Source organism: Microbacterium sp. NPDC058389 (assembly GCF_042722305.1).
Lineage (GTDB): Bacteria > Actinomycetota > Actinomycetes > Actinomycetales > Microbacteriaceae > Microbacterium.
Genome location: NZ_JBHXJQ010000005.1, coordinates 1 through 24815, shown reverse-complemented (window position 1 = coordinate 24815; position 24815 = coordinate 1). Strand labels below are relative to the sequence as shown.

At 70.6% G+C, this 24815-nt stretch carries 22 protein-coding genes; 5 read left to right on the top strand and 17 right to left on the bottom strand.

Annotation, left to right across the window (positions count from 1 at the left end; translation table 11 throughout):
• Positions 1-12: 12 nt before the first annotated feature.
• From ACFWJ8_RS08650 to ACFWJ8_RS08600, 11 genes are all read right to left on the bottom strand, one after another.
• Entirely contained in the window at positions 13-1185 is a 1173-nt protein-coding gene (locus ACFWJ8_RS08650) for an ROK family protein (RefSeq protein ID WP_378810643.1), read from the bottom strand.
• On the bottom strand, positions 1182-2045 hold the full coding sequence (locus tag ACFWJ8_RS08645) for an ABC transporter ATP-binding protein (RefSeq protein ID WP_378810642.1): 864 nt from the start codon (positions 2043-2045) through the stop codon (positions 1182-1184). The genes ACFWJ8_RS08650 and ACFWJ8_RS08645 overlap by 4 nt, the downstream gene beginning before the upstream one ends.
• Positions 2042-2932, bottom strand: coding sequence for an ABC transporter ATP-binding protein (locus ACFWJ8_RS08640; RefSeq protein WP_378810640.1), 891 nt, complete (start codon positions 2930-2932; stop codon positions 2042-2044). The genes ACFWJ8_RS08645 and ACFWJ8_RS08640 overlap by 4 nt, the downstream gene beginning before the upstream one ends.
• Complete coding sequence (locus tag ACFWJ8_RS08635) at positions 2929-4002, bottom strand: ABC transporter permease (protein ID WP_378810638.1); 1074 nt, start codon at positions 4000-4002, stop codon at positions 2929-2931. The genes ACFWJ8_RS08640 and ACFWJ8_RS08635 overlap by 4 nt, the downstream gene beginning before the upstream one ends.
• Positions 3995-4999, bottom strand: a complete 1005-nt coding sequence (locus ACFWJ8_RS08630) for an ABC transporter permease (protein WP_378810636.1) — start codon at positions 4997-4999, stop codon at positions 3995-3997. Before ACFWJ8_RS08630 ends, ACFWJ8_RS08635 begins: the two co-directional genes overlap by 8 nt.
• Positions 5000-5050: 51 nt before the next feature.
• The gene (locus tag ACFWJ8_RS08625; protein ID WP_378810635.1) at positions 5051-6718 is read right to left on the bottom strand and encodes an ABC transporter substrate-binding protein; all 1668 of its coding nucleotides are present in this window, start codon (positions 6716-6718) and stop codon (positions 5051-5053) included.
• 202 nt (positions 6719-6920) lie between these two features.
• A complete protein-coding gene (locus tag ACFWJ8_RS08620) occupies positions 6921-7895 on the bottom strand; it encodes an N-acetylglucosamine kinase (protein WP_378810633.1) in 975 nt (324 codons plus the stop codon).
• Positions 7883-9142 (bottom strand): 6-phospho-beta-glucosidase, encoded by a 1260-nt coding sequence (locus tag ACFWJ8_RS08615; protein ID WP_378810631.1) that lies wholly within the window; start codon positions 9140-9142, stop codon positions 7883-7885. Before ACFWJ8_RS08615 ends, ACFWJ8_RS08620 begins: the two co-directional genes overlap by 13 nt.
• A gap of 40 nt (positions 9143-9182) precedes the next feature.
• On the bottom strand, positions 9183-10010 hold the full coding sequence (locus ACFWJ8_RS08610; RefSeq protein ID WP_378810629.1) for a carbohydrate ABC transporter permease: 828 nt from the start codon (positions 10008-10010) through the stop codon (positions 9183-9185).
• Positions 10007-10900, bottom strand: coding sequence for a carbohydrate ABC transporter permease (locus tag ACFWJ8_RS08605; RefSeq protein WP_378810627.1), 894 nt, complete (start codon positions 10898-10900; stop codon positions 10007-10009). Before ACFWJ8_RS08605 ends, ACFWJ8_RS08610 begins: the two co-directional genes overlap by 4 nt.
• Positions 10900-12195, bottom strand: a complete 1296-nt coding sequence (locus ACFWJ8_RS08600; protein ID WP_378810626.1) for an extracellular solute-binding protein — start codon at positions 12193-12195, stop codon at positions 10900-10902. The genes ACFWJ8_RS08605 and ACFWJ8_RS08600 overlap by 1 nt, the downstream gene beginning before the upstream one ends.
• A gap of 201 nt (positions 12196-12396) precedes the next feature.
• Here ACFWJ8_RS08600 and ACFWJ8_RS08595 point away from each other — a divergent pair, with 201 nt between their 5' ends.
• Both ACFWJ8_RS08595 and ACFWJ8_RS08590 read left to right on the top strand, forming a co-directional pair.
• Positions 12397-13545 (top strand): ROK family protein, encoded by a 1149-nt coding sequence (locus ACFWJ8_RS08595; protein ID WP_378810625.1) that lies wholly within the window; start codon positions 12397-12399, stop codon positions 13543-13545.
• A gap of 72 nt (positions 13546-13617) precedes the next feature.
• Positions 13618-14430: a PIG-L deacetylase family protein gene (locus ACFWJ8_RS08590; protein ID WP_378810624.1), complete on the top strand. Its 813-nt coding sequence runs from the start codon at positions 13618-13620 to the stop codon at positions 14428-14430.
• Between the two features lie 101 nt (positions 14431-14531).
• Here the strand turns inward: ACFWJ8_RS08590 and ACFWJ8_RS08585 are convergent, their stop codons facing one another.
• Both ACFWJ8_RS08585 and ACFWJ8_RS08580 read right to left on the bottom strand, forming a co-directional pair.
• On the bottom strand, positions 14532-15695 hold the full coding sequence (locus ACFWJ8_RS08585; RefSeq protein WP_378810623.1) for an acyl-CoA dehydrogenase family protein: 1164 nt from the start codon (positions 15693-15695) through the stop codon (positions 14532-14534).
• A gap of 168 nt (positions 15696-15863) precedes the next feature.
• Positions 15864-17144 carry a D-alanyl-D-alanine carboxypeptidase family protein gene (locus tag ACFWJ8_RS08580; protein ID WP_378810622.1) on the bottom strand — a complete coding sequence of 427 codons (1281 nt, stop codon included), beginning with the start codon at positions 17142-17144 and terminating at the stop codon, positions 15864-15866.
• Between the two features lie 120 nt (positions 17145-17264).
• On the opposite strand from ACFWJ8_RS08580, the gene ACFWJ8_RS08575 reads away from it, so the two are divergent.
• Complete coding sequence (locus ACFWJ8_RS08575) at positions 17265-18392, top strand: Rv2578c family radical SAM protein (protein WP_378810621.1); 1128 nt, start codon at positions 17265-17267, stop codon at positions 18390-18392.
• A gap of 20 nt (positions 18393-18412) precedes the next feature.
• Here ACFWJ8_RS08575 and ACFWJ8_RS08570 read toward each other — a convergent pair whose 3' ends face one another.
• Together ACFWJ8_RS08570 and ACFWJ8_RS08565 are read right to left on the bottom strand one after the other, a co-directional pair.
• On the bottom strand, positions 18413-18772 hold the full coding sequence (locus ACFWJ8_RS08570; protein ID WP_378810620.1) for a hypothetical protein: 360 nt from the start codon (positions 18770-18772) through the stop codon (positions 18413-18415).
• Between the two features lie 64 nt (positions 18773-18836).
• On the bottom strand, positions 18837-19775 hold the full coding sequence (locus ACFWJ8_RS08565) for an alpha/beta fold hydrolase (protein ID WP_378810619.1): 939 nt from the start codon (positions 19773-19775) through the stop codon (positions 18837-18839).
• A gap of 70 nt (positions 19776-19845) precedes the next feature.
• Between ACFWJ8_RS08565 and ACFWJ8_RS08560 the strand changes: the two genes are divergently transcribed.
• Positions 19846-20505: a TetR/AcrR family transcriptional regulator gene (locus ACFWJ8_RS08560; protein ID WP_378810618.1), complete on the top strand. Its 660-nt coding sequence runs from the start codon at positions 19846-19848 to the stop codon at positions 20503-20505.
• Positions 20506-20626: 121 nt separating this feature from the next.
• On the opposite strand, the gene ACFWJ8_RS08555 is transcribed toward ACFWJ8_RS08560, so the two are convergent.
• Both ACFWJ8_RS08555 and ACFWJ8_RS08550 read right to left on the bottom strand, forming a co-directional pair.
• Positions 20627-22417 carry a glycosyl hydrolase family 18 protein gene (locus tag ACFWJ8_RS08555; RefSeq protein WP_378810616.1) on the bottom strand — a complete coding sequence of 597 codons (1791 nt, stop codon included), beginning with the start codon at positions 22415-22417 and terminating at the stop codon, positions 20627-20629.
• A gap of 154 nt (positions 22418-22571) precedes the next feature.
• The gene (locus tag ACFWJ8_RS08550; protein WP_378810615.1) at positions 22572-23990 is read right to left on the bottom strand and encodes a cellulase family glycosylhydrolase; all 1419 of its coding nucleotides are present in this window, start codon (positions 23988-23990) and stop codon (positions 22572-22574) included.
• Positions 23991-24070: 80 nt separating this feature from the next.
• On the opposite strand from ACFWJ8_RS08550, the gene ACFWJ8_RS08545 reads away from it, so the two are divergent.
• Positions 24071-24604 carry a hypothetical protein gene (locus tag ACFWJ8_RS08545; protein ID WP_378810613.1) on the top strand — a complete coding sequence of 178 codons (534 nt, stop codon included), beginning with the start codon at positions 24071-24073 and terminating at the stop codon, positions 24602-24604.
• The last annotated feature ends 211 nt before the right edge of the window (positions 24605-24815 follow it).

The following is a 24815-nucleotide window of genomic DNA, read 5'->3' as shown; positions in this document are numbered from 1 at the left end:
CATGGAATTGCGTCAGCCGACCGCGATGGTCTCTTCGAGGCACTCGCGGATGTGGGTCGTGAGCAGCCGCCGCGCACCGCGCAGGATCGACTGGGTCGGAACTCCGCTCGCGCGGACCTCGAGCACCCGCCGCGCGCGTCGTGTCTCCGGGCGCTCTCGGTCGAGGCGCTCCTGCACGAGGGCAGCGAGCTCGTCGCCCCCCGCGATGCCGGTCTGCCCGCCGAGGACGACCAGCCCCGGGTCGAGGAGCGCCTCGACCAGCCGGACGGCGACCGACACCCGGTCGGCCAGCGCCGACATCAGCTCGGGATGCCCGGCGAGGCGCGTGAGCGCCGTCTCGACCGTGTCACCGGCCGCGCCGCCGAGGAGCGGGATCACGCCCTGCGGGCCGAGCAGGTCGGTGAAGTCGTTCGCGTCGGGCGCGTAGGCGAGGGCGGACCGGGGGACCGACAGATAGCCGATCTCACCGGCGCTGCCGGACGCCCCGCGCTGCACGACGCCTGCGACATCCACACCGACGCCCACACCCCACCCCATCCACAGGTAGGCGAAGCTCTCGGCGTCCGCCGCCGTGCCGTGGTTGCGCTCCGCGATCGTGGCGAGGTTCACGTCGTTCTCGAGGATCACGGTCATACCGGTCGCCTCCTCGATGCGCGCCCGCGCGCCCACCAGCGGCCAGCCCGGGAGTGTGTCGGTGAGGCTGACCTCGTCGACGTCGGCGTCGACCGCGGCCTGCACGCCGATCGCCACCACGCTGACCGAAGTCCGCGGAACCCCCGCGGCGCGACAGGCGGCGTCGATCGCAGAGATCACGTCGGACTCGGGCGAGCGATCGAGGTCGGCCGTCGGGAGGACGACGACGGGGTGCTCGGCATCCGTCGGATCGGTCACGACCGCCTCGATGGCGTCGGCGAGGATGCTGATGGCGACGCCCGTCATGCTGTCGCGCCGGACGCCGTAGACGGTGGCGTTGGGTCCACGCGCCTCTGAGGTCTCGCCCATGGGCTCGATGAGGCCGACGCGCTCGAGTCGCTGGATCATCTGCCCCGCGGTCGGCTTCGACAGGCCCGAGAGCTGGCCCAGGCGGGAGCGGCTGAGAGGGCCGTGCTCGAGCAGCAGCCGGAAGGCGGTGCGGTCGTTGTGAGCACGCAGCCACGTGGGCGTGCCCGGATCGATGGTGGTCACACGCTCTCCTTCGTCACGGCCGCACGCACTTCGTCGCGAAGCATACCGATCCGCTCGGGGTCGGGTGCGGCGCCGAGGAGGGTGCGGGTGTAGTCGTGCTGCGGGTCGAGGATGACGGTGTCCGCGGGCCCGCGTTCGACGATGTCGCCGCGGTACATCACGAGGATCTCGTCCGAGAAGTGGCGGGCGGTGGCCAGGTCGTGGGTGATGTAGAGCACGCCCAGGTGGTCCTCGCGCTGCAGCTGGGCGAGCAGGTTCAGCACGCCGAGGCGGATCGACACGTCGAGCATCGACACCGGCTCGTCGGCGACGATGAACTGCGCGCCGGGTGCCAGTGCCCGGGCGATCGCGACGCGCTGCCGCTGCCCACCCGACAGCTCGTGGGGACGACGGTCGGCCATCCGGTCGCTGGGGCTGAGCCGCACCCGATCCAGCAACTCCAGGGTGCGCCTGCGCAGCTCGGCGCGGCCGATGCCGGGGTTGTGGATCTTGAGCGGCCGCTCCAGGTGGTGCGCGATGGAGTGGAACGGGTTCAGCGACGCGAACGGGTCCTGGAACACCATCTGCACATCGCCCCGGTACGCGGCCGCGTCCCGCCCGCCCCGGCTCGCGGGCTTGCCGTCCAGCAGGATCTGCCCGCTGGTGGGCGTCTCCAGACGCGCCAGCATCTTCGCGATCGTCGACTTGCCCGACCCGGACTCCCCCACCAGCGCGATCGTGCGCCCTGCCTCGAGGGTGAACGAGACATCCTTCACCGCGTGCAGAGTCGAGACCTTCAGGCCGCTGCGCAACCGGAAGTCCTTCACCAGGTTGCGCGCCTCCAGCGTGCGCGGCGTGGACGGGGCGGACGCGGCGGTCATGCCGCACCTCCTTCGACAGTGGCCGCCGGGCCGAGCGTCGCCGAGACCGACTGCGCGCCGGTGCGCACGAAGTCGCCCCGTTCGCCACGCAGACTCGGGAAGCTGGACAGCAGCCTCTTGGTGTACTCGTGCTGCGGACGCCGGTAGATATCGGTCGCCGTCCCGAGCTCGACGATCTGCCCCTGCAGCATCACCGCGATCCGGTCACTGATCTCGATCAGCATCGGCAAGTCGTGCGTGATGAAGATCACCGCGAACCCCAGCTTCTCCCGCAGCCGCATGATCTCCCGGATGATGCCCCGCTGCACCACCACATCCAACGCGGTCGTCGGCTCGTCCATGATCATCACCTGCGGGTCGAGGGCGAGCGCCATCGCGATCATGACGCGCTGCCGCATCCCGCCCGACAGCTCGTGCGGGAAGCTCGTCAGGCGCTTCGGGTCGACACCCACCAGCTCCAGCAGCTCCTCGCTGCGCTGCTGCTTCTGCCGCTTGGACATGTCGGGCCGGTGCGTGGTGAACACGTCGAACAGCTGCGCCCGGATGTTGATCACCGGGTTCAGCGAGTTCATCGCACCCTGGAACACCATCGACACCTTGTCCCACCGGAACCGGCGCAACTCCTCATCGGCCAGCGCGACGACGTCGATGTCCTCCCCGGTGCGATCGTGGAACACGACCTCACCCGCGGTCATCAACGCCGGCGGCTTGAGCAGCCGGTTCATGCCATACGCGAGCGTCGTCTTGCCACACCCCGACTCCCCCGCCAACCCAAGGATCTCGCCACGATTCAGCGTCAGCGACACGTCCCGCACCGCCTTCACCGGCGGATCGACCTCGTACTCGATCGAGACATTGGTCGCCGTCAGCACCGCGTCGCCGGTCATGCGACCGCACCTCCTCCGGCGATACCGCGTCCGGCACGGGCCGCGCGTCGCTGGTTGCGGGCCACCTTCGGCGCCAGCCGCAGCTTCGGGTTGACCACCTCGTCGATGGCGAAGTTGATGAGCGACAGGCCCGCGCCCAGCAGCGCGATCATGAGGCCCGGCGGCACGAACCACCACCATGCGCCGCTGCCGACCGCCTGACCTGTCTGCGCGTCGTTGAGCATCGTCCCGAGCGTGATCGATCCCGTCGGGCCGAGACCCAGGTACGACAGACCCGCCTCGCCGAGCACCGCGAAGATGATGCCGAAGATGAGTTGCGCGGCGATCAGCGGCACGAGGTTCGGCAGGATCTCGACGAAGATCACGCGCATCGGCTTCTCGCCCGCAACGCGCGCGGCGGCGACGTACTCCCGCGTTCGCAGCGAACGCGACTGCGCACGCAGCACGATCGCCGACCCGGCCCACCCGGTGACCCCGAGGATGATGGCGACCAGGAACGAGCTCCGCGCGAGGGGACCGAGGCCCGGTGCGTTCTGCACGTAGGCGGCGATCACCATCACCAGCGGCAGGCCCGGGATCACCAGCATGATGTTCGTTATCAGCATGAGGATCTCATCGGCGACCCCGCCGAAGTACCCCGCGAGGATGCCGAACACGATCGCCAGCAGCAGCGCGACGAACCCGGCGACGAACCCGACGAACAGCGACTCGCGCGTGCCGTGGGCAAGCTGCGAGAACACGTCGTAGCCGAGCTTGGTCGTGCCCAGCAGGTGCTCGAGGCTCGGCGGCTGCAGCGACGGGTTGTCGGAGTCGCGCGGATCCTGCGCGAAGGGCGGCACCAGCAGGCCGAACAGCACGATCAGCCCGGTGATGACGACACCGGTGATGAGCTTGCCCGACCAGGTCGGCAGCAGGTGACGGATGCCTCCCAGCCGCCGGGTCGTGATCGCGAGGGTCGTCGCCTCATCGGCCGCGAGCGAGCGCTCGGTCGCGCGCACCGCCTCGGCCGTCGCCGGCGAGGCCAGCGGGGTCTCGTCCTCGACGATCGTGTCGGTCGTCGGATCAGCCATTGTGCCTCACTCGCGGATCGATGAGTCCATAGATCAGGTCCATCACGAAGTTCGCCGCAAGAACGGTGAGCGTGATGACCAGGAACACGCCCTGCATGAGCGCGTAGTCCAGCCCCTGCACCGACTGGATCATGAGCTTGCCGATGCCGGGGTAGCTGAACACCTGCTCCATCACGATCGAGCCGGCGACGACGAAGCCGAGCGCGATGCCGAAACCGGCGAGGCTCGGGATGGAGGCGTTCCGGGCGGCGTAGCGGCCCCGGATCCGGCGCGGGGAGAGACCCTTCGCCTCGGCGGTGACCACGTAGTCCTCGGCCATCGTCGACACCATCATGTTGCGCATGCCCAGCAGCCACCCGCCGACCGACGAGATCACGATCGTCGCCGCGGGCAGGATGGCGTGCTGGACGGCGCTCCAGAAGAACGCCCAGCTCCACTCCGGCCCGGCCGGGAACGCGAACACGTCGTAGCCGCCGACGATCGGCAGCAGGCCGAGCTGCACCGAGAACACGGCGACCAGCACCAGCGCGAGCCAGAAGTACGGGATCGACTGGAACACCGACGTGATGGGCACGAGGTGGTCGACCCAGGTGCCGCGACGCCAGCCGACCCATGCGCCCACGACGATCCCGATGACGAACGAGAGGACGGTCGCGGTGCCGACGAGGATCACCGTCCACGGCAGCGCCCCGGCGATGAGGTCGCTGACCTCGGCGGGGTACCTGGTCGACGAGACGCCCAGGTCGCCGTGGAGCAGGCGCCCCCAGTACGCGATGTACTGGTCCCACAGGGTCATGCCCTTCTCGGCGCCGAGGATCGCCCGTACCGACTCGACGGTCTCCGCCGAGAGCGGCCGGCCGCCGCTGGCCCGGCGGAGCTTTCCCAGCATGATCGCTGCCGGGTCGCCGGGGAGCAGGCGCGGGAGGAGGAAGTTGAGTGAGATCGCGGCCCACAGGGTCACCACGTAGAACGTGATGCGACGCGCGTAGAACTTCATGCCTTCCCCTCCCGCTCCTGCTCGATGTCAGTCATCCGGTCCGTCGCCTCATCACTTCGCGGGCGTCAGGTGCGTGAGCACCACGGCCGACGCCGCGGACAGGTACGGCAGCGGGTTCGCGTACAGGTCGCCCTCGGTCGGCCAGCCGCTGAATCGGTCGACGTTGAAGAACGCCTGCGATGCGTTGAGGACGACGGGGATGTACGGAAGATCCTGCGCGATCTGTGCCTGGATGGTGGCGTACGCCTCCTTCTTTGCGGCCTCGTCGAGCGTGCCGGCGGCGACCTCGACGGCGGCATCCACATCGGCGTTCTGGTAGCGGGCGTAGTTCTGCCCCGAGACCGGGTCCTCACCGACCTTCGCGGTGGACTTGCTGGCGAAGTACTGGTCGTAGTTCGAGAACGGGTCGGCGACGAGCGACTGGGTCAGACCGTAGAGGGCCATCTGGAAGTCGCCGCTCGAGATCGGGGTCCAGTACTCGGCATCCGACACGGTGCGGTAATTGACCCGCAGCCCGGCGTCGGCCGCCTGCTCGCTGATGAGCTTCGCGGCGTCGTTGTAGTCGGTCCAGCCGTCCGGCGAGAACAGGTCGATCTCGAGAGCGGTGCCGTCCTTGCCGTAGAAGCCGTCGCCGCCCTTCGTGTAGCCGGCGGACTCCAGCACCTTCTGCGCGGCGGCGATGTCGGCATCCTGCGGGCTCGTCGCCAGCGCGGCGTCGCTGAGCCACTGCTCGTCGCGGGGCAGCAGCACGAACGCGGGCGAGCTCTCGGCGACCAGGCCCGCGAAGGCCTTCTCGGCGATCGTGGAACGGTCGATCGCGAGGTCGAGCGCCTGGCGCACCGCGGGATCGGTCTGCGGACCGCTGCAGCCGAGGTCGGCATTGGAACAGGTGAGGATGACCGTCGGGTCCTGCTGGTTGTTCATCGTCGCGATCTTGCCGTTGCCTGTGACGCTGTCGGGGTTCGCGATGAACTGGCCCACCCAGTCGAGCTGGCCGGTGGAGAGCATGTCCTGCGCGGACTGGTTGGAGTCCAGGCCGATGTACTGCACCTCGGTGACCGCCGGCTCGCCGTCGCGGAAGTACTCGTTCGCCTCGACGGTGTACGCGGCGTCGGAGAACGTCTTGAGCTTGTACGGGCCCGAGCCGACCGGCTCCGGGTTGGTCTCGGAGGCGTAGTCGTCGATCTCCGACCAGATGTGCTCGGGGATGATCCAGGTCGATCCCAGGAGCAGCGATGCGGACGTGAAGCGCGGTTCGCTGTAGGTCAGCACGACGGTGGTGTCGCTGGTCGCCTCGGCAGAGACCATCTTCTCGTCGACGTTCGAGCCGTACCCGAAGGTGAACGCGACGTCGGCGGCGGTCAGGTCCTCGCCGTCGTTCCACTTCAGGTCGGGCTTGATCTCGACGGTGAGGGTCTTGCCGTCCTCGCTGTACTCGTAGCTGTCGCCGATGAGGCCGACCGGCGGGTCGGAGGAGAGCTGGTTGAAGAAGAACAGGGGCTCGTAGATGGCCCCGAAGGTCGCGTGGACGGCGGTGTCCACGGCGAACGGGTTGAAGTTCTCGCTGATGGGGTTCGCGCTGCCCGCCCACACCCGCAGCACGGACGCGTTCGCGCCCGACGACGAATCGGACGGTCCGCAGCCCGTGAGCATGAGCGAGACCGCTGCGGCACCGGCGGCGATCGCCACCGACGCCTTGCGCACTCTCCGGCTAGACATTGCGTATTCCTTTCGGCTCCTGGCAGGGACGGCCGGTGGCATTCGAGACGCCATCGACTCGCTCACAATATAGGCAAGAACATTACCGAAAACAACCTTTTTTGTTACGAGCTCGTCTCAGGAACGACGAATGCCCCGGACCCGGCCTCCGAAGAGGCTCAGGCCCGGGGCATCCCGGACGATGTGCGGCGTGAGCCGCGGCTCAGGCCTCCGACAGTGCGCCGCGGGCGCGGGCCAGCGCCTCGGGGCCCGCTCCCGCCTGCGCGAGCGCGGCGAGCGCCGCTCCCACGATCGGCGGCGTCGACAGCCGCACGAGACGCGCGTGCGGCGCGACCTCACGGACGCCGGCGGCGATGCGGTCGTCGAGCAGCGCGTGACCGGCCGACAGGATGCTGCCGCCCAGCACGACCGGCACCGCACGATCGGCGAAGCCGAGGCGCGCGACGATCGCCCGCACGAACGCGACGACCTCGTCGGCCTGCCGTTCGACGAGCTCGACGGCCGCGGCATCGCCGTGCGCGGCGGCGGCGAACACGTCAGGGGTGACGGTGTACAGGTCGCTGTGCGGCCGCCGGCCGAAGTGGATGTCCTCGATGAGGTCGGAGATGGATGCCGCCCCCAGCCGTTCCAGGATCAGCGGCGTGAGCGCGGTGCGGGGTCCGCGGCCGTCTGCCTCGCGGGCCGCGTGCCACATCGCCGCCGGGCCGATCCCGGAGCCGCCGCCCCAGTCACCCGACAGCGCGCCGAGCGAGTGGAACCGCACGACCTCGCCGTCGGCCCTGACGCCGAGCGCGTTGACGCCGCTGCCGCAGATGACCGCGACGGCGTCGGGCTCCTCGGTGCCGGCCCGCAGCGCCGCGAACAGGTCGTTGTCGACGACGACGTCGCCCTGCGCCCAGGCGCGGTCGGCGATCGCGTGACGGTACTCGTCGATCTCGACCGGCAGGTCGAGCCCCGACAGGAACAGCGACGCCTGCACCACTGGAGCGTCGCCGGCGACGCCGCGGACGAGCTCGTCGATCAGGTCGACCGACGCGGCGAGGCCCTCGAAGTGCGGGCTGCTCCCCCGGCCGCGGCGACGCCCGACGAGTGCGCCGTCGAGCGTCAGGGCGACGGCATCCGTCTTGCTCCCGCCGCCGTCGACGCCGACGGCGAGGCCCGCGCTCACGACGCCCACGGCAGGAAGCCCGCGTTGGCGGCCAGCAGCAGGTCGGTGAGCTTCTCAGCGCGGTCGTGCTGCAGCACCAGCGGGTGGGCGCGCATCGCGCGCAGCACGCGGTCACGTCCGCCGTGCACCGCGGCGTCGAGCGCGAGCCGCTCGTACCCGGCGACGGCCGAGACGAGCCCCCGGATGTCGTCGTCGAGCGGCGCGATCGGGTCTGCCACGAAGCGGCCGTCGCGGAAGGACGCGGGCACCTCGATCACGTGGTCGTCGGGCAGGAACGGCAGCGAGCCGTCGTTGCGCAGGTTCACCACGCGTGAGGGCGCGGCGGTGTCGCGCATCGCGGCGAGCAGCTCGACGGCGGCCTCGGAGTAGAACGCGCCGCCGCGGCGCTCCAGCGCCTCGGGCTTCTCGTCCACAGTCGGGTCTGCATAGAGCGCGAGCAGCTCGTGCTCGATCGCCCTCACCGCCGCGGCGCGGGACGGCTCCACGAGCTGCGCGGCGAGCACCTCGTCGTGCGCGTAGTAATAGCGCAGGTAGTACGACGGCACCACGCCCAGACCGGTCAGCAGCTCGGGGGCGAGGTGCACCTCGTCCGCGAGCGCGTCCAGCCCGTCGGCGAGCATCGACGGCAGCCGGTCGACGCCGTCGACCATCACCGAGCGCTCCCACGTGAGGTGGTTGAGGCCGACGTGGCCGAGCGACACCCGAGCGGGGTCGACGCCGAACATGCCGGCGAAGCGCCGCTGGAACCCGATGGCCACGTTGCACAGGCCGACCGCGCGGTGTCCCTCCGACAGCAGCGCCCGCGTCACGATCCCCACCGGGTTGGTGAAGTCCACGATCCAGGCGTCGGGCTTGGCGTGTGCGCGCACGGCGTCGGCGATGCGCAGCACGACCGGCACCGTCCGCAGCGCCTTCGCCAGCCCGCCGGGGCCCGTCGTCTCCTGGCCGATGCAGTGCACGTCGTGCGGCCAGGTCTCGTCCGAGTGCCGGGCGTCCTGACCGCCCACGCGCAGCTGCACCAGCACCGCGTCGGCGTCGGCCACACCTGCGACCAGGTCGGTCGTCGCGACGACGGTCGCCGGGTGACCCGCGCGTGACAGCATCCGCCGCGCCATCCCGCCGACCAGCGCGAGCCGCGACTCGTCCGGATCGACCAGTGCGATCTCGTCGAGCGGGAGCACGTCCCGCATGCGGGCGAACCCGTCGATGAGCTCGGGGGTGTACGTCGACCCGCCGCCGACGATGGCCAGTTTCATGTCGTTCTCCTAGTTGGTTCTCGAGGGTGGATGCCGGCGCTCAGCCCTTGACGGCGCCCGCGGTGAGCCCCGACACGAGCTTCCGCTGGATGAGCAGGAAGAAGACCAGCACCGGGAGCGAGAAGATGACGGACGCCGCGATGGTGGCGCCGTAGTCGATCTGGTTGGACGTCGAGAACGACACCAGCCACACCGGCAGCGTGTAGTTCTGCTGCGACCGCATCAGGACGTACGCGAACAGGTAGTCGTCCCACGCGTTGATGAACGCGAAGATCGACGTCGCGACGATGCCGGGCGCGAGCAGCGGCAGCACGACCCGCACGATCGCCTGGAAGCGGCTGCAGCCGTCGATCATGGCGGCCTCTTCGAGCTCGATCGGCAGGTTCACGACGAACCCACGCAGGTTCCACACCGTGAACGGCAGCACGAAGGTCAGGTACGTCAGCACGAGGCCCGGCATGAAGTCGAGCCCGCCGATCTGGCGGAGCATCAGATAGAGCGGGATGATCATCGCCGAGCCCGGGATCATCTGCACCGCGACCAGCACCACGAGCAGCGCCTTGCGGCCGAGGAAGGTGAACCGCGCGGTCGCGACAGCGGCGCCGACGGCCACCACCATCGCCAGCACGACCGTCGACAGCGACACCGTGAGCGAGTTGCGCAGGTAGACGAAGAAGTCGTCGCCGCCGAGCGCCCGCGTGAAGTTGTCGAGGCTGATGGGCCACGGGAAGAACTGCGGCGTCGCCGACAGCACGTCGCCGGGGGCCTTGAAGGCGGTCGCGAACATCCAGTAGACCGGGAAGATCATCACGACGAGGACGATCATCGCGGCGACCGACGCCCACGTGCGCGAGCGGCGCGAGTTCATGAGATTTCTCCTTGCGCGGACAGTCGACGGACGTACACGATCGCGAACGTCGAGAGGATGAGCACGGTGAGGATCGAGATCGCCGCGCCGGCGCCGTAGTCGTTGGCGCTGAGGGCCTTGACGTACGCGTAGATCGAGAGGGTCGTCGTGCCGCCGGCCGGACCGCCCTGGGTGAGCACCCAGAACGGCGTGAACGAGTTGACCGACCAGATGACCTGGAGGGTCGTGAGCACGCCGATGATCGGCGCCAGCATCGGCACGGTGATGTTGCGTGTGATCGCGCCGGCCCGCGCGCCGTCGAGCGCCGCGGCCTCGTACAGCTCTTCGGGGATCTGCGTCATGCCGGCGTAGAGCGTCAGCGCGACGAACGGGAGGCCCTTCCAGACGACCATGACGATGATGATCGTCAGCGCCTCGAAGGTGTTGCCGAACCAATTGTGGGCCGACAGATCGCCGAAGATCACGAGCCGGGTGAGGATCCAGTTCATGACGCCGTACTGCGGCTGGAACATCCACTGCCAGATGATCGCCGACGACACCATCGGCATCGCCCAGATGAGCACGAGCCCCACCAGCAGGGTCACCCTGGCCCAGCCTGCCGCCTTGCGCAGCAGCTGGGCCAGGGCGAACCCGGCCACCATCACGGCGAGCACCGTGACGATCGTGACGCCCGCGGTGCGCGCCAGCACCTCCCAGAACTGGGGGTCGGTGAGGACGCGCGTGTAGTTGTCGAAGCCGACCAGCGGCGCCTCACCCGTGAACAGCGACCGCGAGTCGAACCGCTGGAACGACAGCAGGATCAGGCGCGCCATCGGATACGCGAGGATCGCCAGGAGGATGAGGACGGCGGGCGCGATGAGCGCGTACGCCAGCCGCCGGTCGGCCCGCATCAGTTGCCCGTGCTGTTCAGGACGTCGGCCACGTGCGCGTCGTACGTCTTCGCAGCAGCCGCCGCGTCGTCGCCCGCCGCGATGCTCGAGAAGAACTGCTCGTTGTAGCGTTCGGTCTCCAGCGTCGCCCAGCCTGGCACCGCCGGGAGCGCCTTGTTGTACTTCGACGCCTCGACGCTCGCCTCGATGAACGGCGTCGCACCGCTCTCGGGCATGAATGCGGGCGTGATCGGCAGCTGGTTCTGCTCGAGCACGAGGCGCGTCTGGATCTCCTTGCCCGTGATGATGCGCAGCCACGCCTTCGCGGCCTCGGGGTTGTCGGTCGCAGCCGAGATACCGATCGTCGACCCCGACACGATGACGGGCAGCGGCGTGCCGGTCTCGAACCCGGGCATGGGCATGAAGCCGAGCTGGTCGGCGAGCTCGGGGTTCTTCTCGACCACCGACGCGGGCTCCCAGCCGCGCGCCGAGATGATCGCCGTGCCGCGGTCGGCGAACACCTGCGCCTGGTCGGGGTTGTTGGTGTTGACGCCCACCGACGAGGGCGTCGAGCAGCTGTTCTGGAAGTCGCGCCAGGCGGCGAGGCCCTCCTGCGCCTCGGGCGTCGACAGACCGCCCTCCCACGCGCCGTCGTCCTCGGCGGCGAGCTCGCCGTCGAGGGCGAACACGAACGGCGCACCCGAGAACCAGTACTGGCCGGGCATGTAGAAGCCCGAGAAGTTCGGCGTGCTGCCGAAGGTCTGGCTCAGTCGTGCGCACACGTCCTTGAGCTCGTCGAGGTCCTGCGGCAGCTCCGTGATGCCCGCCTCGGCGAACATCGCCTTGTTGTACATGACGATCTTCGTGCCGCCGTACATCGGCACCGCGTACAGCTTGCCGTCGTACTCCGACGGCGCTGCGAGGCCCTCGAGCCACGTGTCGGAGTCCTCGAAGCTGTCGCGGTCGGCCGTGATGTCGAGCAGTCCGCCCGAGTAGGTCTGCAGCGGCGTCTGCGTGTTGCCCATCTCGACGATGTCGGGGCCGTTGCCCGACGCGAGCGCGGTGGTCAGCTTCGTGGTGATGTTGTCCCACTGCTGCACTTCGACGGTCACCTCGACGTCCGGGTACTCCTCGGCGAACGTCGCGTTGATGTCGTCGATGATGTCGGTCTCACCGGGCCCGCCGGCCATCAGCCAGATCGTGAGCGGGGCGTCGTCGGACGCCGCGGACTGCGCGGGGGTGCCGGAGCACCCTGCCGCCAGCAGTCCCACGGCCGCGATGGCCGTGAAAAGCGCCGGGCGAAGGGTCGTCTTCATCGAGGTTCCTTCCTCTGATCGCCCACGTCGACGTGGGGCGGTTCGGGTTTTCGGATGAGTGGTGCGTGCGTTGACGCAACTGTCTCCGGCAGATACTGTCTCTGACGTTACCCATATTTGTCAACAGCCCGGACCACGAAGGAGCACCACCGTGACGGCATCCAGACGCCGCGAGCGTCGCATCTGGCAGGATCTGTCCTGATGAAGTCGGGAACTCCGCGAGTCCTGCGCACCCTCAACGAAGGCGCGGTCATCGACGCGCTCTTCGAGCACGGCGCCATGACCCGCCCCGAGATCGAAGCGCACACGGGCCTGTCCAAGCCCGCCGCCGCCCGCCTGCTGCTGCGCGTCGAGGCGGCCGGCGTCATCGAGCGCGCCGGCGAGCGCCCGAGCCGCTCCGGTCCGCCGGCCGCGGTGTGGCGCGTCAATCCGCGCGCCGCGCTGGTCGCCGGCGTCACCGTGCGCGCCGGCCTGCTCACCGCCGAGGTGTGCGATCTGCAGGGCGAGACGATCGGCGTCGCCGAGTCCGACCGGACGGTGGCGGATGCCGCCGCCGCCGTCGATGCCGTGCACGACGTCGTCGCGCGCGCCGTCGGCGACATCGCACAGCTCGACGAGGTGCGCGACATCGCCATCGGCCTGCCCGGCACGATCGACCCCGACACCGGCATCCTCCGCTATGCACGGAGCCTCGACCCGTGGGTGGGCATCGACCTCATCGGCCTCGTCGGCGACCGCTTCGCCGGCGCGACGGTCCAGACCGCCAACGACGTCGCCCTCACCCTCACGGCCGAGACCGCGTACGGCTCGGCGCAGCAGAGCTCCTCGGTCGCTCTCCTCTGGGTCGGCTCCGGCACGCGTGTCGCCTACGCACGCGACGGCGTGCTGATGCTCGGTCCCCACGGCGCCGCGGGCGAGATCGGCACGATCGTCGCTCCCGCGTTCGGCGGCGAGGCCGATCGCAGCACGCCCCGCGGGAGGGCCGTGCCCGGAGGCGGCATGCTCGTCGAACAGCTGCTGGGACCGGCATCCATCGACGCGATCGGCGACGATTCCGCCGAGACGGCCGCACGGATCGCGGCGGTGCTGTCATCGGTCATCGCACTGCTCGACCCCGAGCTGGTCGTGCTCGCGGGCTCCGTCGCCGACGCCGGCGGAGCGACGCTCGCGAGCGCCGTCGAGGACGCGCTCGCCTACCTCCCCCACGAGCGGCCGCACGTCGTGTGCGCCGAGCTCGGCGCCCGCGCGCAGGTGCGCGGCGCGGTGCACCTGGCGCAGCTCAGCGCCCGGGCCCGGTTGGTCGACGCCGGCAGCATGGCCGACGTCGTCCTGCCGGACCCGGCACGCTGAGCCGCCGCCGGCCCCTCCAGCGACCCTCGTCGCGCGCCGTCGTGCGCGCTCTCTCCTTCGTGAAAGGCCCCCATGAACCGTCATCTGAAAGTCCTCGTCGTCGTCGCGCACCCTGACGAGGCCGAGGAGTACGCCGCCGGCACGCTGTCTCTCCTCGCCGACCGCGGCCACCACGTCAAGGTGCTCTCGACCACCAACGGCGACGCCGGCCACTACACGCTCGCGCCCGACGACCTCGTGCGCCGGCGCCTGGCCGAGGCGTACCGGGCGGCCGAGGCGATCGGACTCGCCGACTACGAGGTGTGGGACGAGCACGACGGCGACATGGTCGACACGCAGGAGCTGCGCCAGCGCATGCTGAGAGTCATCCGCCAGTGGCGCACCGACCTCGTCCTCACCTTCACCGACGAGGGTCCTGGTCACAACGACAACCGCCTCGCGGCCAAGCTCGTGCGCTCCGTCGTCGGCCTGACGTCGCTGCCCAACCCGTGCCGCGACATCCCGCCGCTGGCCGAGCGCCCCGCGGTGCTGCGGATGATCGACTACGGCTCGGTCGACCGCCACCGTCACGATGTCGCCGTCGACATCACGCCGGTGCTCGACCGCAAGCTCGACGCGTGCGCGGCGCACGCGTCGCAGTTCCTCGAGTTCGCCCCCGCGCAGCGCGACCTCGTCGCCCCCGATGCCGCAGACCGGGCCGCGGTCGACGCGTTCATCCTCACGCACTGGAGCGAATACTTCGAGACCCCCGCCGGCGCCGTGCCCGCACTGCAGCGGGCGTACGGCGACGCCGCCGGCGGCATCCGCTACGCCGAGTCGTTCGAGATCGCGCCGTACGGCCGCGCGCTGACCGTCGCCGAGGCCGACGCGCTGCTGCACGGCTGAGACGACGGACGCCGCCGCCCGGGCCCTCGCGAGGGCTCCGGGCGGCGGCATCCAGCCTTACTGGCTCACAGCCCTTCGACGGGCTCGGCGCCCGTCCGGGGTCAGCGCTTGCCGACGATCTGGCGCGACACGAGGTCGCGCATGATCTCGTTCGTGCCGCCGTAGATGCGGTGCACGCGGGCGTCGAGGTAGGCGCGGGCGATCGGGTACTCGGTGATGTAGCCGTAGCCGCCGTGCAGCTGCACGCCGACGTCGAGCAGCTCCGCCTCGCGGTCGGTGGTCCAGAACTTGACCTTCGCAGCCTCTTCGGCCGTGAGCTTCTGGTCCTTGTAGAGCATCATCGCGCGGTCGGTGTACGCCCACATGACGTCGACCGTGGTCGCCATGTCGGCGAGCTTGAAGCGCGTGTTCTGGAAGTCGGCGATGCGCTCACCGAACGCCTCGCGGCTGAGGACGTACTCGCGGGTCCAGGCGAACGCGGCCTCGCCGGCGGCCGCTGCGGCGACGCCGATCGACAGGCGCTCCAGCGGCAGGTTCATCATGAGCTGGATGAAGCCGAGGCCTTCCTTGCCGCCGATGAGGTTCTCCTCCGGCACGAAGACGTCCGTGAACGACAGCTCGGCCGTGTCCCAGCCGTGGAAGCCCATCTTCTCGAGCTTCTTGCTGTGGTCGAAGCCCTCCATGCCGTCCTCGAGGATCAGCAGACTGAAGGCGTCGGGACGATTGCCCTCGCCGGTCTTCACGAACGTCACGACCATGTCGGCGGTCTTGCCCGACGAGATGAAGGTCTTGGCGCCGTTGACGATGTAGCCGCCGTCGACCTTCTTGGCGGTGGTCTTGATGCCGCGGAGGTCCGACCCGGCACCCGGCTCGGTCATGGCGAGGGCGCCGAGGATCTCACCGGTGGCCATGCCCGGCAGCCACTTCTCCTTCTGCTCCTGCGTGCCCATGTGGACCACGTAGGGCACCGCGAGGTCGTCCTGGATGCCGAGGGCGCCGGCCAGCGAGCCGAGGCCCGCGCCGATGGTCTCTTCCAGAACGATCGAGCGGAAGCGGTAGTCCTGCAGCATCCCGGCGCCGCCGAACTCCTCGGGCACGCTCAGGCCGATGATGCCGGCCTCGCCCGCCGCGAGCATGGTCGCGCGGTCGATCTCGCCGGCCGCATCCCACTGCTTGCGCTTCTCTTCGGACGCGTAGCGCTTGATGAACTCCTTGACGACGTCGCGGAACGCCTCGTGGTCCTCGTCGTAGATGTCGCGCTCCATGTGCGCCTTCCTCTCGTCTTGCCGTCTGCACTGAGGCGGTAGAGATTGAATCCCAAGAGGAATGGTACTCAGTTTCACCGAATGGTCCCCACCCCTTCTCCAGTCGCCGCTTCGCGTCGCCCGGAGCCTCGGGGGCGTGGGCCCAGCCGCAAGCCGGCCGCCGCTCGGTCAGTTGAGGTAGTTCGGCGCTGCCTCGAGCCCGAAGAACTCCTCGAGCGAGGTCCAGCCGCCGTCGTGGTACGCCTTGGCCAGCTCCGGGCCCACGTACCGCAGGTGCCACGGCTCGGGCGTGTAGCCGGTGACGGGCGTCGCACCCTCCACGTACCGCACGATCCAGCCGTGCTCCCACGCGTGATCGACGACCCACTGCCCCTGAGGGGATGCCGCCAGCTCGTCGAGGCCCGTGCAGCTCCCCGCGCACGCCACGACGTCGGCGCTCAGCCCCAGCTGATGCTCGCTGTAGCCCGGCCGGGCGCTCACGAGGTCGGCCCGCTCGCCTCGTTCGGCGAAGTGCCGCCCGTACGTCACCTGCTGCGTCTGGTACGACCGGAACCCGCTCTCCAGCGCGAGTTCGCCCGCACCCGCGTCGCGCGCCGCGGTGACCATCGCCGAGAGTGCACCGGCCGCGTCGGCCCGCAGCGCCCCGCCTTCGATGTTGCGGACGCCGTCGGGCAGCACGAGGCTTCCCGGTCGATAGTCGACGGGGCTGGCGGGACGGTGCTTGTCGAGGACGGTCCAGATGCGCGACGAGTCGCTCAGGTCGACGCACGGCGCGCGGCCCTCGACGACGGCCGCACGGAACGCCTCGCCGCCGCCCGCGGCGACGACCGCCCCCTCGTCGTCGCCGGCCTGCAGCGCGGTCGTGAACGTCGAGAGCGTGCAGAGGTCCGCCGCGGGCGGCGACTCCTTCACCTCGGGGACGGGCAGCTGCTGGATCGTGGGCGGCGCGACGGTGAGCGCGAGCGCGGTGTCGGGCGACTCGACCGGCGGCGCCATCATCGCGGTCACGGCGGCCGACGAGCCGAGCAGCAGCGCGGCGCCTGTCGCCAGCCCCGCGACGAGCGCGATGCGCCGCGGGAGCCGGCGTGGCCGCACATGACGGGCCGGGGTCGCATCCTCGGTCACGAGGGTGTCCAGCGGTTCGGAGGGCGGCAGGGCGGCGGCGCTCTCGACGAGCGGAGCGGTGGATGCCGCCGGCCCGGTGCCGATCGTCAGCACGGGCGCGGTGTCGACGGTGAACAGGGGCACCGTGTCGGTGGGGGCGGGCGGGGACGAGACCGCCTCGGCCGCGGCGCGTTCGGCATCGAACGAGGCGCGGCGGATCGGATCCTCGCCGACCACGTGCCCGGCCGCGCGGGCACGACGTTCTGCCTCTTCGCGCATCGCTCGGGCGGCGCGACGAGTCTCGGGGGCGGCTCGGGGGGTGGCGAGCCCGCCAGGCTCCGTCACGTCTGCCATTCTGGCCGCGACCGCCCGATTTGGCCAGGCGGACGGCATCCGCACGCGTGGTGTTCGATATTGATGACTCGGTGTCTTGACTTAACTTCGAAGCTTTGTTCTCATGGAGACATGCGGTGGCAGGGGCAGGAACTGGGGGTGGCGGATGCCGCGGCCCTGCCCGGCATGGAACAGCTCAACGGTCTGGTGCGCTCGGTGACCACTCCCGAGTTCGCCGGTGTGACCTTCCACGAGGTGCTGTGCAAGTCCGCCCTCAACCACGTGCCGAGCGTCTCCGCGATGCCCTTCGACTGGACCGTCAACCCGTACCGGGGCTGCTCTCATGCGTGTGTGTATTGTTTCGCTCGGGGGACGCACGAGTACCTCGAGCTCGACGCGGGGCGGGACTTCGACACCCAGGTCGTCGTGAAGATCAATGTGGCAGAGGTGCTGGGCAAGGAGCTGCGGCGCGGCAGCTGGCAGCACGAGCCGGTGATGCTCGGCACGAACACCGACCCGTACCAGCGGGCCGAGGGGCGCTACAAGCTCATGCCGGGCATCGTGTCGGCCCTCACCGAGTCAGGCACGCCGTTCTCGATCCTGACCAAGGGCACACTGCTGCGACGCGACCTGCCACTGCTGCGCGAGGCCGCCGGCGAGGTGCACGTGTCTCTCGCGATGTCGATCGCGGTGTTCGACGACGAGTTGCAGCACCTCATCGAGCCCGGCACGCCCAACGCGACGGCGCGGCTCGAGACCGTGCGGGCGGCGACCGAGGCGGGGTTCCGCGTGACGGTGTTCCTGATGCCGATCATCCCGCACCTCACCGACTCGATCGCGGCGATCGACCACGCACTCACGCGCATCAAAGATGCCGGCGCGGTGCGCGTCGTGTACGGCGCGCTGCATCTGCGCCCGGGCGCGAAGCAGTGGTTCCTGCAGTGGCTCGCGGAGCGGCATCCCGAGCTCGTCTCGTCGTACCGAGGCCTCTACCCGGGTGCGACGGCGACGGCCCCCAAGGCGTACCGGTCGTGGCTCGCGAAGCGGGTGCGCCCGCTGCTGCGCGTGCACGGGCTCGACGGGCACGCCGAGGACGACAACGTGCGCGGCGGTCCGGTCGCGGGACTGGCGTCGCGCGCCGACGCCCGGGCGGCACCGCCCATCGTCACCACGTCCCGCGGACGTGCGGCAGCAGGGCCGCGCGCCGCGAACCCGGGGGCTCGCAGAGCGGCGGAGGAGGCATCCACCCGGCTGTTCTGACGCCCGCTACAGCTCGGGCCCTATCGGCGCGCCTCTCGGCGCAGGCGTTGCGATGCCTTGCGACGCGCCTGCTCGCGGCGGGCACGCTCGTCGCCCGCAGGTCGCGGGAGCACGCCGCGTGCGGCACGGATCAGATACCCGCCGTTGTCGACGACGAAGCCGATGCCGGCGAAGACGCCGATGCCCAGACCGATGATCGCGATCCAGGCCGGAGTCGGCCGGGCGATGCCGACCGTGTCGAGAGGCCCGATGCTGTCGATGACCATCTGCACCAGCAGCGTTGCGCACAGCCCGGCCACAGCGAGCCCGACCAGCAGCAGCACCACCGCGGCGATCACTCCGGCAGTCGTGAGCACCTCTTCGCGTCGCCGTTTCAGCACCGTTCGATTCTGCCGTACCGGGCGCTGCTCGCCTCCCGGTGCGCGGGACGAATCGACCGGCGACTCAGCTCACGCCGACCGGCTCCGCCCGCGACGTCAGCGGTGCGGCAGCCTCGGTCGTCGGTGAGACGGGGTGGCGGGCCACCTCTGCCGTGACGAACTCCACGACGGCATCGAGCACGACATCCGCTGCAAGGATGCGGTTGTGACCGAGGCCCGTCGTCGGCAGGACGGCCGCACCGGGGTTCGCCGCGGCGATCCGCCCCGACTCGCCGAACGGCACCACGCGGTCGCCCTCGTCGTGCACGACGAGGAGCGGCGCGCCGGCCGGCAACGGGCGACGCACGGTCGAGAGCCATGAGAACGGGTCGGGGTCTCCGGGGAAGTAGCGGGCGGCGAACCGCTCCCGCAGGCCCGCACTGACGGCATCGGAATGCCCGAGCATGCGCTGGAAGCCGCGGAACAGCTCGTCGACATCGGCGGGGGCGGCGATCGTGACCGCGCGTGCGGCCTCCACCTCCCCGGCGGTGGCGACGAGGGTCGCCAGGCCACCGAACGAGTGGCCGACCATCGCGTCGAAGCCGCCGTACCGCTGCTGCAGCTCGGCATAGGTGGCGAGCCAATCGGGGAGGTAGGTGCGCCGCCCGCCCGACCCGCCGTGCGCCGGGGCGTCGAACGCGACGACGCGGCAGCCCTCGGCGACGAGCTCGCGCACGAGCGCCGAGAACTGGCTCGCGCGCCCGAGCCAGCCGTGCGACAGCACGACGGTGCGGGGGCCGCGGCCCCACTCGTAGACCGCGACGTCGACGCCTCGACGGTCGATGCCCGGGATGCGGATGGTGCGGCCGCGCGCGAGCGACATGGTGGGGGCGTCGTCGTCGGACACGGGGCGAGGCTTCGCGACGTGCGCGAACATCGGCATCGCGACGGCGGCGCCGAGGCGGGGCGACACCGCGCCGGCGGTGCGGACCGCTGCGGCGGGCAGGCGGAGTGCGGGATTCATGATGCTCCGATCCGAAGAATACGAACGATCGTACTTATGAATACGAACGATCGTACGGTAACCTCGGAGCGTGACACAAGCCCCGATCGACCGGCGTCGCGTCCGCGGCGACGAGTCGCGGCGCGTCGTGCTGGACCACGCCGTGCAGAGCGCGACGGTCGACGGCCTCGACGGCCTCACGATCGGACGGCTGGCGGATGCCTCCGGCCACAGCAAGAGCGGCATCGCGACGCTCTTCGGCTCGAAGGAGCAGCTGCAGCTGGCGGCCGTCGCCGCGGCCCGCGACGTGTTCATCGACACCGTGACCACTCCCGCACGCGCCCGGACACCTCGGGGGCTCGCGCGGGTGTGCGCGCTGCTCACGGACTGGCTGACCTACTCGCGCGAGCGCGTGTTCCGCGGCGGCTGCTTCTTCGCCGCGGCGTCGGTCGAGTTCGCCGCCAAGCCCGGCGCGGTGCGCGACGCCATCGTGGCCGCCGACCAGGAGTGGGAGGACTACCTCACCGCCAGCCTCGGGCATGCGATGACCGCCCGCGAACTGCCGCTGCTCGACGACGCCCGCCAGCTGACGTTCGAGTTCGTCTCGCTGCTCGAGTCCGCGAACACGCGCTCCCTGCTGCACGAAAGCGTCGAGCCCTACGAACGCGCCGAGATCGCCCTCCGGTCACGGCTCCTCGCGCTCGGCGGCGACCCTGCGCTCATCGAGACGATCGGCTCCACGGCCGCCTGACACCGCGGCCGAGTGGATGCCGGGCGCCCGGCATCCATCGTTCCCGAGCTCAGGGCGCATGATCGAACGCACGCGGCGGGCGCCCCCCGCGGGGACGCCCGCCGCGTGGCGAGGGTGGGGTTCAGCGCTTCCAGGGGCTGTGCTTGCCTCCGGGAACGTCGTTGCGGCTCCACCACTGGGCGGTGTAGGTCGTGCCGTTGTACACGACCTGGTCGCCCTTGTCGTAGATGCGGTCGGCGTACCAGCCCTGCACCGTCGCCGGATCGACGCCGCACGCGGTCAGCGTGCTCCAGGGGCCTTTCGCGGACGCGCCGGGCTGGTCGCCCTTCGCGTACCACTGCGCCTCGAACACGCGTCCGTCGAGGAACACGAGCTCGCCCCCGCGATAGGTGGTGCGGGCGTTCCAGGGCGCCGCGGCCGCCGACGGGGTCGCCGCGCAGTCGAGCTTGGCCGCTCCTGCGACCGGACCGGGCGCCGCGGCGCGCAGCACGTCGGCAGAGGCGGCCGGGAGGTCGCCGGCGACGTCGTTGCCGACCTCCCAGAAGTCGACCCCGCCGAGACCCTTCGAGATCGCCCACGCCGCCTTCTCGGCGACCGCGGTCTCGTCGTCGAACGACCAGAACTGGCGGTTCGCGGCGTCGTAGCCCCACGTCGCGTTGAAGCGGCCGTCTGCGGTGGACTCGTGGTGGATCTCGAGGTCGCGCGCCTTCAGCTGGTCCCACGTGATCTGGGTGAGGCCCGGACCCGAGGCGGTCCACGGCGCCGCCTCGGCGTCGGACCAGCCCTGGCCGTAGGCGGCGAGACCGAGATTCAGCTGCGACGGGTCGACGCCGGCGTTCACGTACGACGCGACGACGGTGTCGAGGCCGAGACCCCAGTTGTGCGCGGGGTCGCCGTACACGTTGCCCTGGTGTCCGGTCTGGGGAGTCCACGAACCCCACAGGTCGTAGCCCTGCAGGTTGGCGAAGTCGAGGTACTCGAACAGCTCCGGGTCGTTCCAGCCGCCGGCCGCGATCTGGGTCGGACCCGCCGGCAGGAACGCCGAGATCTCGTAGTCGCGACCGGTCTGGGCCTCGACCGCGTTCAACTGCGCCCGCAGCTCCTTCACGAACGCGAGGAAGTTGGCCTTGTCGTTCACCGGGTCGACGGTGTTGCCGACCTCCTGCGCCCAGTCCGGAGCGCCGGGCCACTCCCAGTCGAGGTCGAACCCGTCGAACACGCCGGCCGCCGCACCCGCACCGCCGCGCCCGGCGATGGCCGGCAGGTTGCCGCGGATGTACAGGTCGATGCAGGAGCCGGCGAGCGCCGAGCGGCTCTCGGGCGTCGCGACGGCCTTCGAGAACGACTTCGACCACGACCAGCCGCCGAGCGACACGTTGACCTTGAGGTCGGGGTAGAGGCGCTTCAGCTGTGCGAGCTGGTTGAAGTTGCCGGCGAGCTTCTGCTTCGCCGTGTCGGCGATGCCGAGCACGGACTGGTCGGCGGTGAAGGCGTGCAGGAAGTCGCTGTCGGCGTCGCCGGCGGTGTCGGTCTGACCCGGACCGGCGGCGGGGGTGTCGGAGATGAAGCACGTGTACGGCTGGACGCCGTCGAGCCCCTTGGCACCCGCCGCGCGGGCGGCGTCGAGGGCCGCCTGGTCACCCGCGATGTTGCCGAACGAGTAGTTCAGGTGGGTGAGGTCGGCGCCCACGCCGCCGTCGACGAACACGCGCTTGACGGTGGCCTGGGCTTCGCCGGTGGCCCGCCACTGCCCGTAGTAGCCGACGTTGCGGTAGGCGTTGATCGTCGTGGTCGGGGTGGAGTCCTCGCTCGCAGCGACGGCGGGCGGCGCGGCGAGCAGGCCGATGGCGAGCGCACCGGTGACGGCTCCGGTGAGGGCGGCGGTGAGGGCCGGCTTTCGGTGTCTGGACACACAAGCTCCTTCGGTTGTGGGGTCGGGCATCCGGTCCGCTTAATTAGGTAACCGTCCTAACAAATGCCCTGCCCACAATTCTGGCATCGAACGCCCGCCCACCGGAAGAGCGGAGAAGGGATGCCGCCGCCCGCGGCCGCCCGTCGCCCCGGCGTCAGCGCGCCGGCGTGATGGTGACGGTCTCGGCGCCGGGGTCGATCGTGAAGGCGAGCACGCGGGTGGCGGCATCCCACTCGACGACCTCCCCGCCCTCGACGGCACCGCCCTGCGGGAACCGGTCGGCGGGGAGGTACGCCTCGCTCGTGCCGCCCGGGTCGCCCGTGCCGTCGAGGTGCAGCACGAGCTCGCCGTCGCGGACGGTCCAGGACGACACCGGTCCCGCCAGCACACGCGGGTGCGGGCGATCGATCGTGCTGACGAGGTTCCGGGGCGTGCCGTCGGACTCGTACGGCCCCCAGCTGCCCGGATCGCGAGACCAGTACACGACGCCCATCCCCGCCGCGTCCGCGGTGCGGTAGACGAGATCGACGTAGTCGAGGGCGCCCGGAAGGGTGGTGTCGAGGCCGAACTCGCCGAGGATGACCGGCACGCCGCCCAGCGCTTCGGCGGCGCGCGTCGTGTTGGACGCCCACGCGGACACCGTGCCCGTCACGAGGTCGCGGCTGATGCCAGAGAAGCCGTCGCCGAGGTCCATCGGCAACGGGTACAGGTGCGGGCAGAACGCGATGCGCGGATCGCCTTCGCGGGCGTCGTCGATGCGGCCGAGCCCCGTCGGCAGACCCCAGTTGAACCCGAGCGCCTGGGGCTCGACGCACACCCACGTGTCGGCATCCACGTCGCGGATCGCGTCTGCGGTGCGCTGGTACAGCGACGTCAGCGGTCCGGCCTCGAAGGCGGGGCCCTGCACCGTGCCGCCGTAGGGCTCGTTCATGAGGTCGTAGGCGACGACGGCGGGCTCGTCGGCGAAGCGCTCGGCGACGGCGCGCCACGCGTTCGCGTAGTGTTCGGCGAGCTCCGGGTGCTCCCCGGTGGTGTTCCAGAAGTTGTCGAACGCGCGGATGACACCGGGCTCGAGGTAGTACAGCTCCCACATGTCGTGGTCCGCGACCGGCAGCCCGTCCATGTACGTCGCCCACTCGGGCGCGCCGTTGCCGGTGTCGCCGCTCGGCGTGATCGCGCCGCTCCACAGGTCCTGATGCATGTCGAGCATCACGTGATAGCCGCGGTCGGCGTACCAGCCGACGCGCTCGGCGACGTCGTCGAGGTAGTCCTGGTCGTACTCCCCCGGCTGCGGCTCGACCTTGCGCCACGAGATCAGGAACCGCACGAAGTCCGTACCGGTGTCGGCATATTCGGCGTCGAGGTCGTCCTCGGTGAACGCCGGCATGCCGTCGGGCGCCGACTTCGAGCTCGACGCGGTGTTGAACCCGTTCGCGACGATCGTGCGACCGTCGTCGTCCTGGACGAAGGACGAGACGGATGCCGGACCAGGCGTCCGCAACGCGGCTGCGGCGCCGCCGACCACGACCAGGGCGCCGAGAGCGATCGCCAGCATGGCGCGCGGACCGAGCATGCGAGACCGTCCTCTCCGACGGGGCCGGCGCGGGCCTCCGGGGGTAGGGACCCGCGCGCATCGGAGGCTATCATCGACCGGTGCCGACGAAGACACCCCCCGCTCTCGGACGCTCCGACATCACGACGCTCGCGATGCTGCTCGTCCTCGCCGTGCTGGCCGGGATCTGGCCGCTCACCGGCACGCTGACCACGTGGGTCCCGTACCTCGCGATCCCCGCGGCCGTCGGGCTCCCGTACCTGTGGCCGCCGCTGCGCCTCATGCCGCTCGGCGAGACCACGTGGGCCTTCTGGGTCGCCGACACCGTGGGGGTGCTCGTCATGCTGGCCGTCGCCTGGGCGATGCTGCGCGCCTCCTCCCGCAAGCGGCTCCGCCCGCGAGCGGGCCGCGCGTTCGGCCGCGGGCTGTGGGTGACGGTCGTCGCGATCGTGGCGGGCAACCTCGTGCGCGCCGTGTTCTCGAGCTTCGTGGTGCATGCCGACCTGGGCACCTACGTCGCGACCGTGGCCGCCGGCATCCTCGTCTCGGCTGTCACCGCCATCGTGCCGGGCCTTCTCGTCGGCGCGGCCGCCGCGATCGCCGCCGCGACCGTGCGCGCCCCGCAGACGGCCTGAGTCGCGGCGCCGCGCTTCGTCTCGTCGCTGGCGCTCCTCGCTCAGCGACCGGACCCTGAGTAACCCGGACGCTGAGCGAGCGCCAGCGAGACGAAGCGCGTGCCCGGAACGCCGCAGCTGCCTCCGTCACCACGCTTCGTCTCGTCGCTGGCGCTCCTCGCTCAGCGACCGGACCCTGGGTAACCCCAGACAGATAGACCCCAATAAGATC

Coding starts and splice junctions, on each gene's coding strand:
- ACFWJ8_RS08645 (WP_378810642.1), bottom strand. CDS start 2,045: ATGACCGCCGCGTCCGCCCCGTCCACGCCGCGCACGCTGGAGGCGCGC.
- ACFWJ8_RS08640 (WP_378810640.1), bottom strand. CDS start 2,932: ATGACCGGCGACGCGGTGCTGACGGCGACCAATGTCTCGATCGAGTAC.
- ACFWJ8_RS08635 (WP_378810638.1), bottom strand. CDS start 4,002: ATGGCTGATCCGACGACCGACACGATCGTCGAGGACGAGACCCCGCTG.
- ACFWJ8_RS08630 (WP_378810636.1), bottom strand. CDS start 4,999: ATGAAGTTCTACGCGCGTCGCATCACGTTCTACGTGGTGACCCTGTGG.
- ACFWJ8_RS08625 (WP_378810635.1), bottom strand. CDS start 6,718: ATGTCTAGCCGGAGAGTGCGCAAGGCGTCGGTGGCGATCGCCGCCGGT.
- ACFWJ8_RS08615 (WP_378810631.1), bottom strand. CDS start 9,142: ATGAAACTGGCCATCGTCGGCGGCGGGTCGACGTACACCCCCGAGCTC.
- ACFWJ8_RS08610 (WP_378810629.1), bottom strand. CDS start 10,010: ATGAACTCGCGCCGCTCGCGCACGTGGGCGTCGGTCGCCGCGATGATC.
- ACFWJ8_RS08605 (WP_378810627.1), bottom strand. CDS start 10,900: ATGCGGGCCGACCGGCGGCTGGCGTACGCGCTCATCGCGCCCGCCGTC.
- ACFWJ8_RS08600 (WP_378810626.1), bottom strand. CDS start 12,195: ATGAAGACGACCCTTCGCCCGGCGCTTTTCACGGCCATCGCGGCCGTG.
- ACFWJ8_RS08595 (WP_378810625.1), top strand. CDS start 12,397: ATGAAGTCGGGAACTCCGCGAGTCCTGCGCACCCTCAACGAAGGCGCG.
- ACFWJ8_RS08590 (WP_378810624.1), top strand. CDS start 13,618: ATGAACCGTCATCTGAAAGTCCTCGTCGTCGTCGCGCACCCTGACGAG.
- ACFWJ8_RS08585 (WP_378810623.1), bottom strand. CDS start 15,695: ATGGAGCGCGACATCTACGACGAGGACCACGAGGCGTTCCGCGACGTC.
- ACFWJ8_RS08575 (WP_378810621.1), top strand. CDS start 17,265: ATGCGGTGGCAGGGGCAGGAACTGGGGGTGGCGGATGCCGCGGCCCTG.
- ACFWJ8_RS08565 (WP_378810619.1), bottom strand. CDS start 19,775: ATGAATCCCGCACTCCGCCTGCCCGCCGCAGCGGTCCGCACCGCCGGC.
- ACFWJ8_RS08550 (WP_378810615.1), bottom strand. CDS start 23,990: ATGCTCGGTCCGCGCGCCATGCTGGCGATCGCTCTCGGCGCCCTGGTC.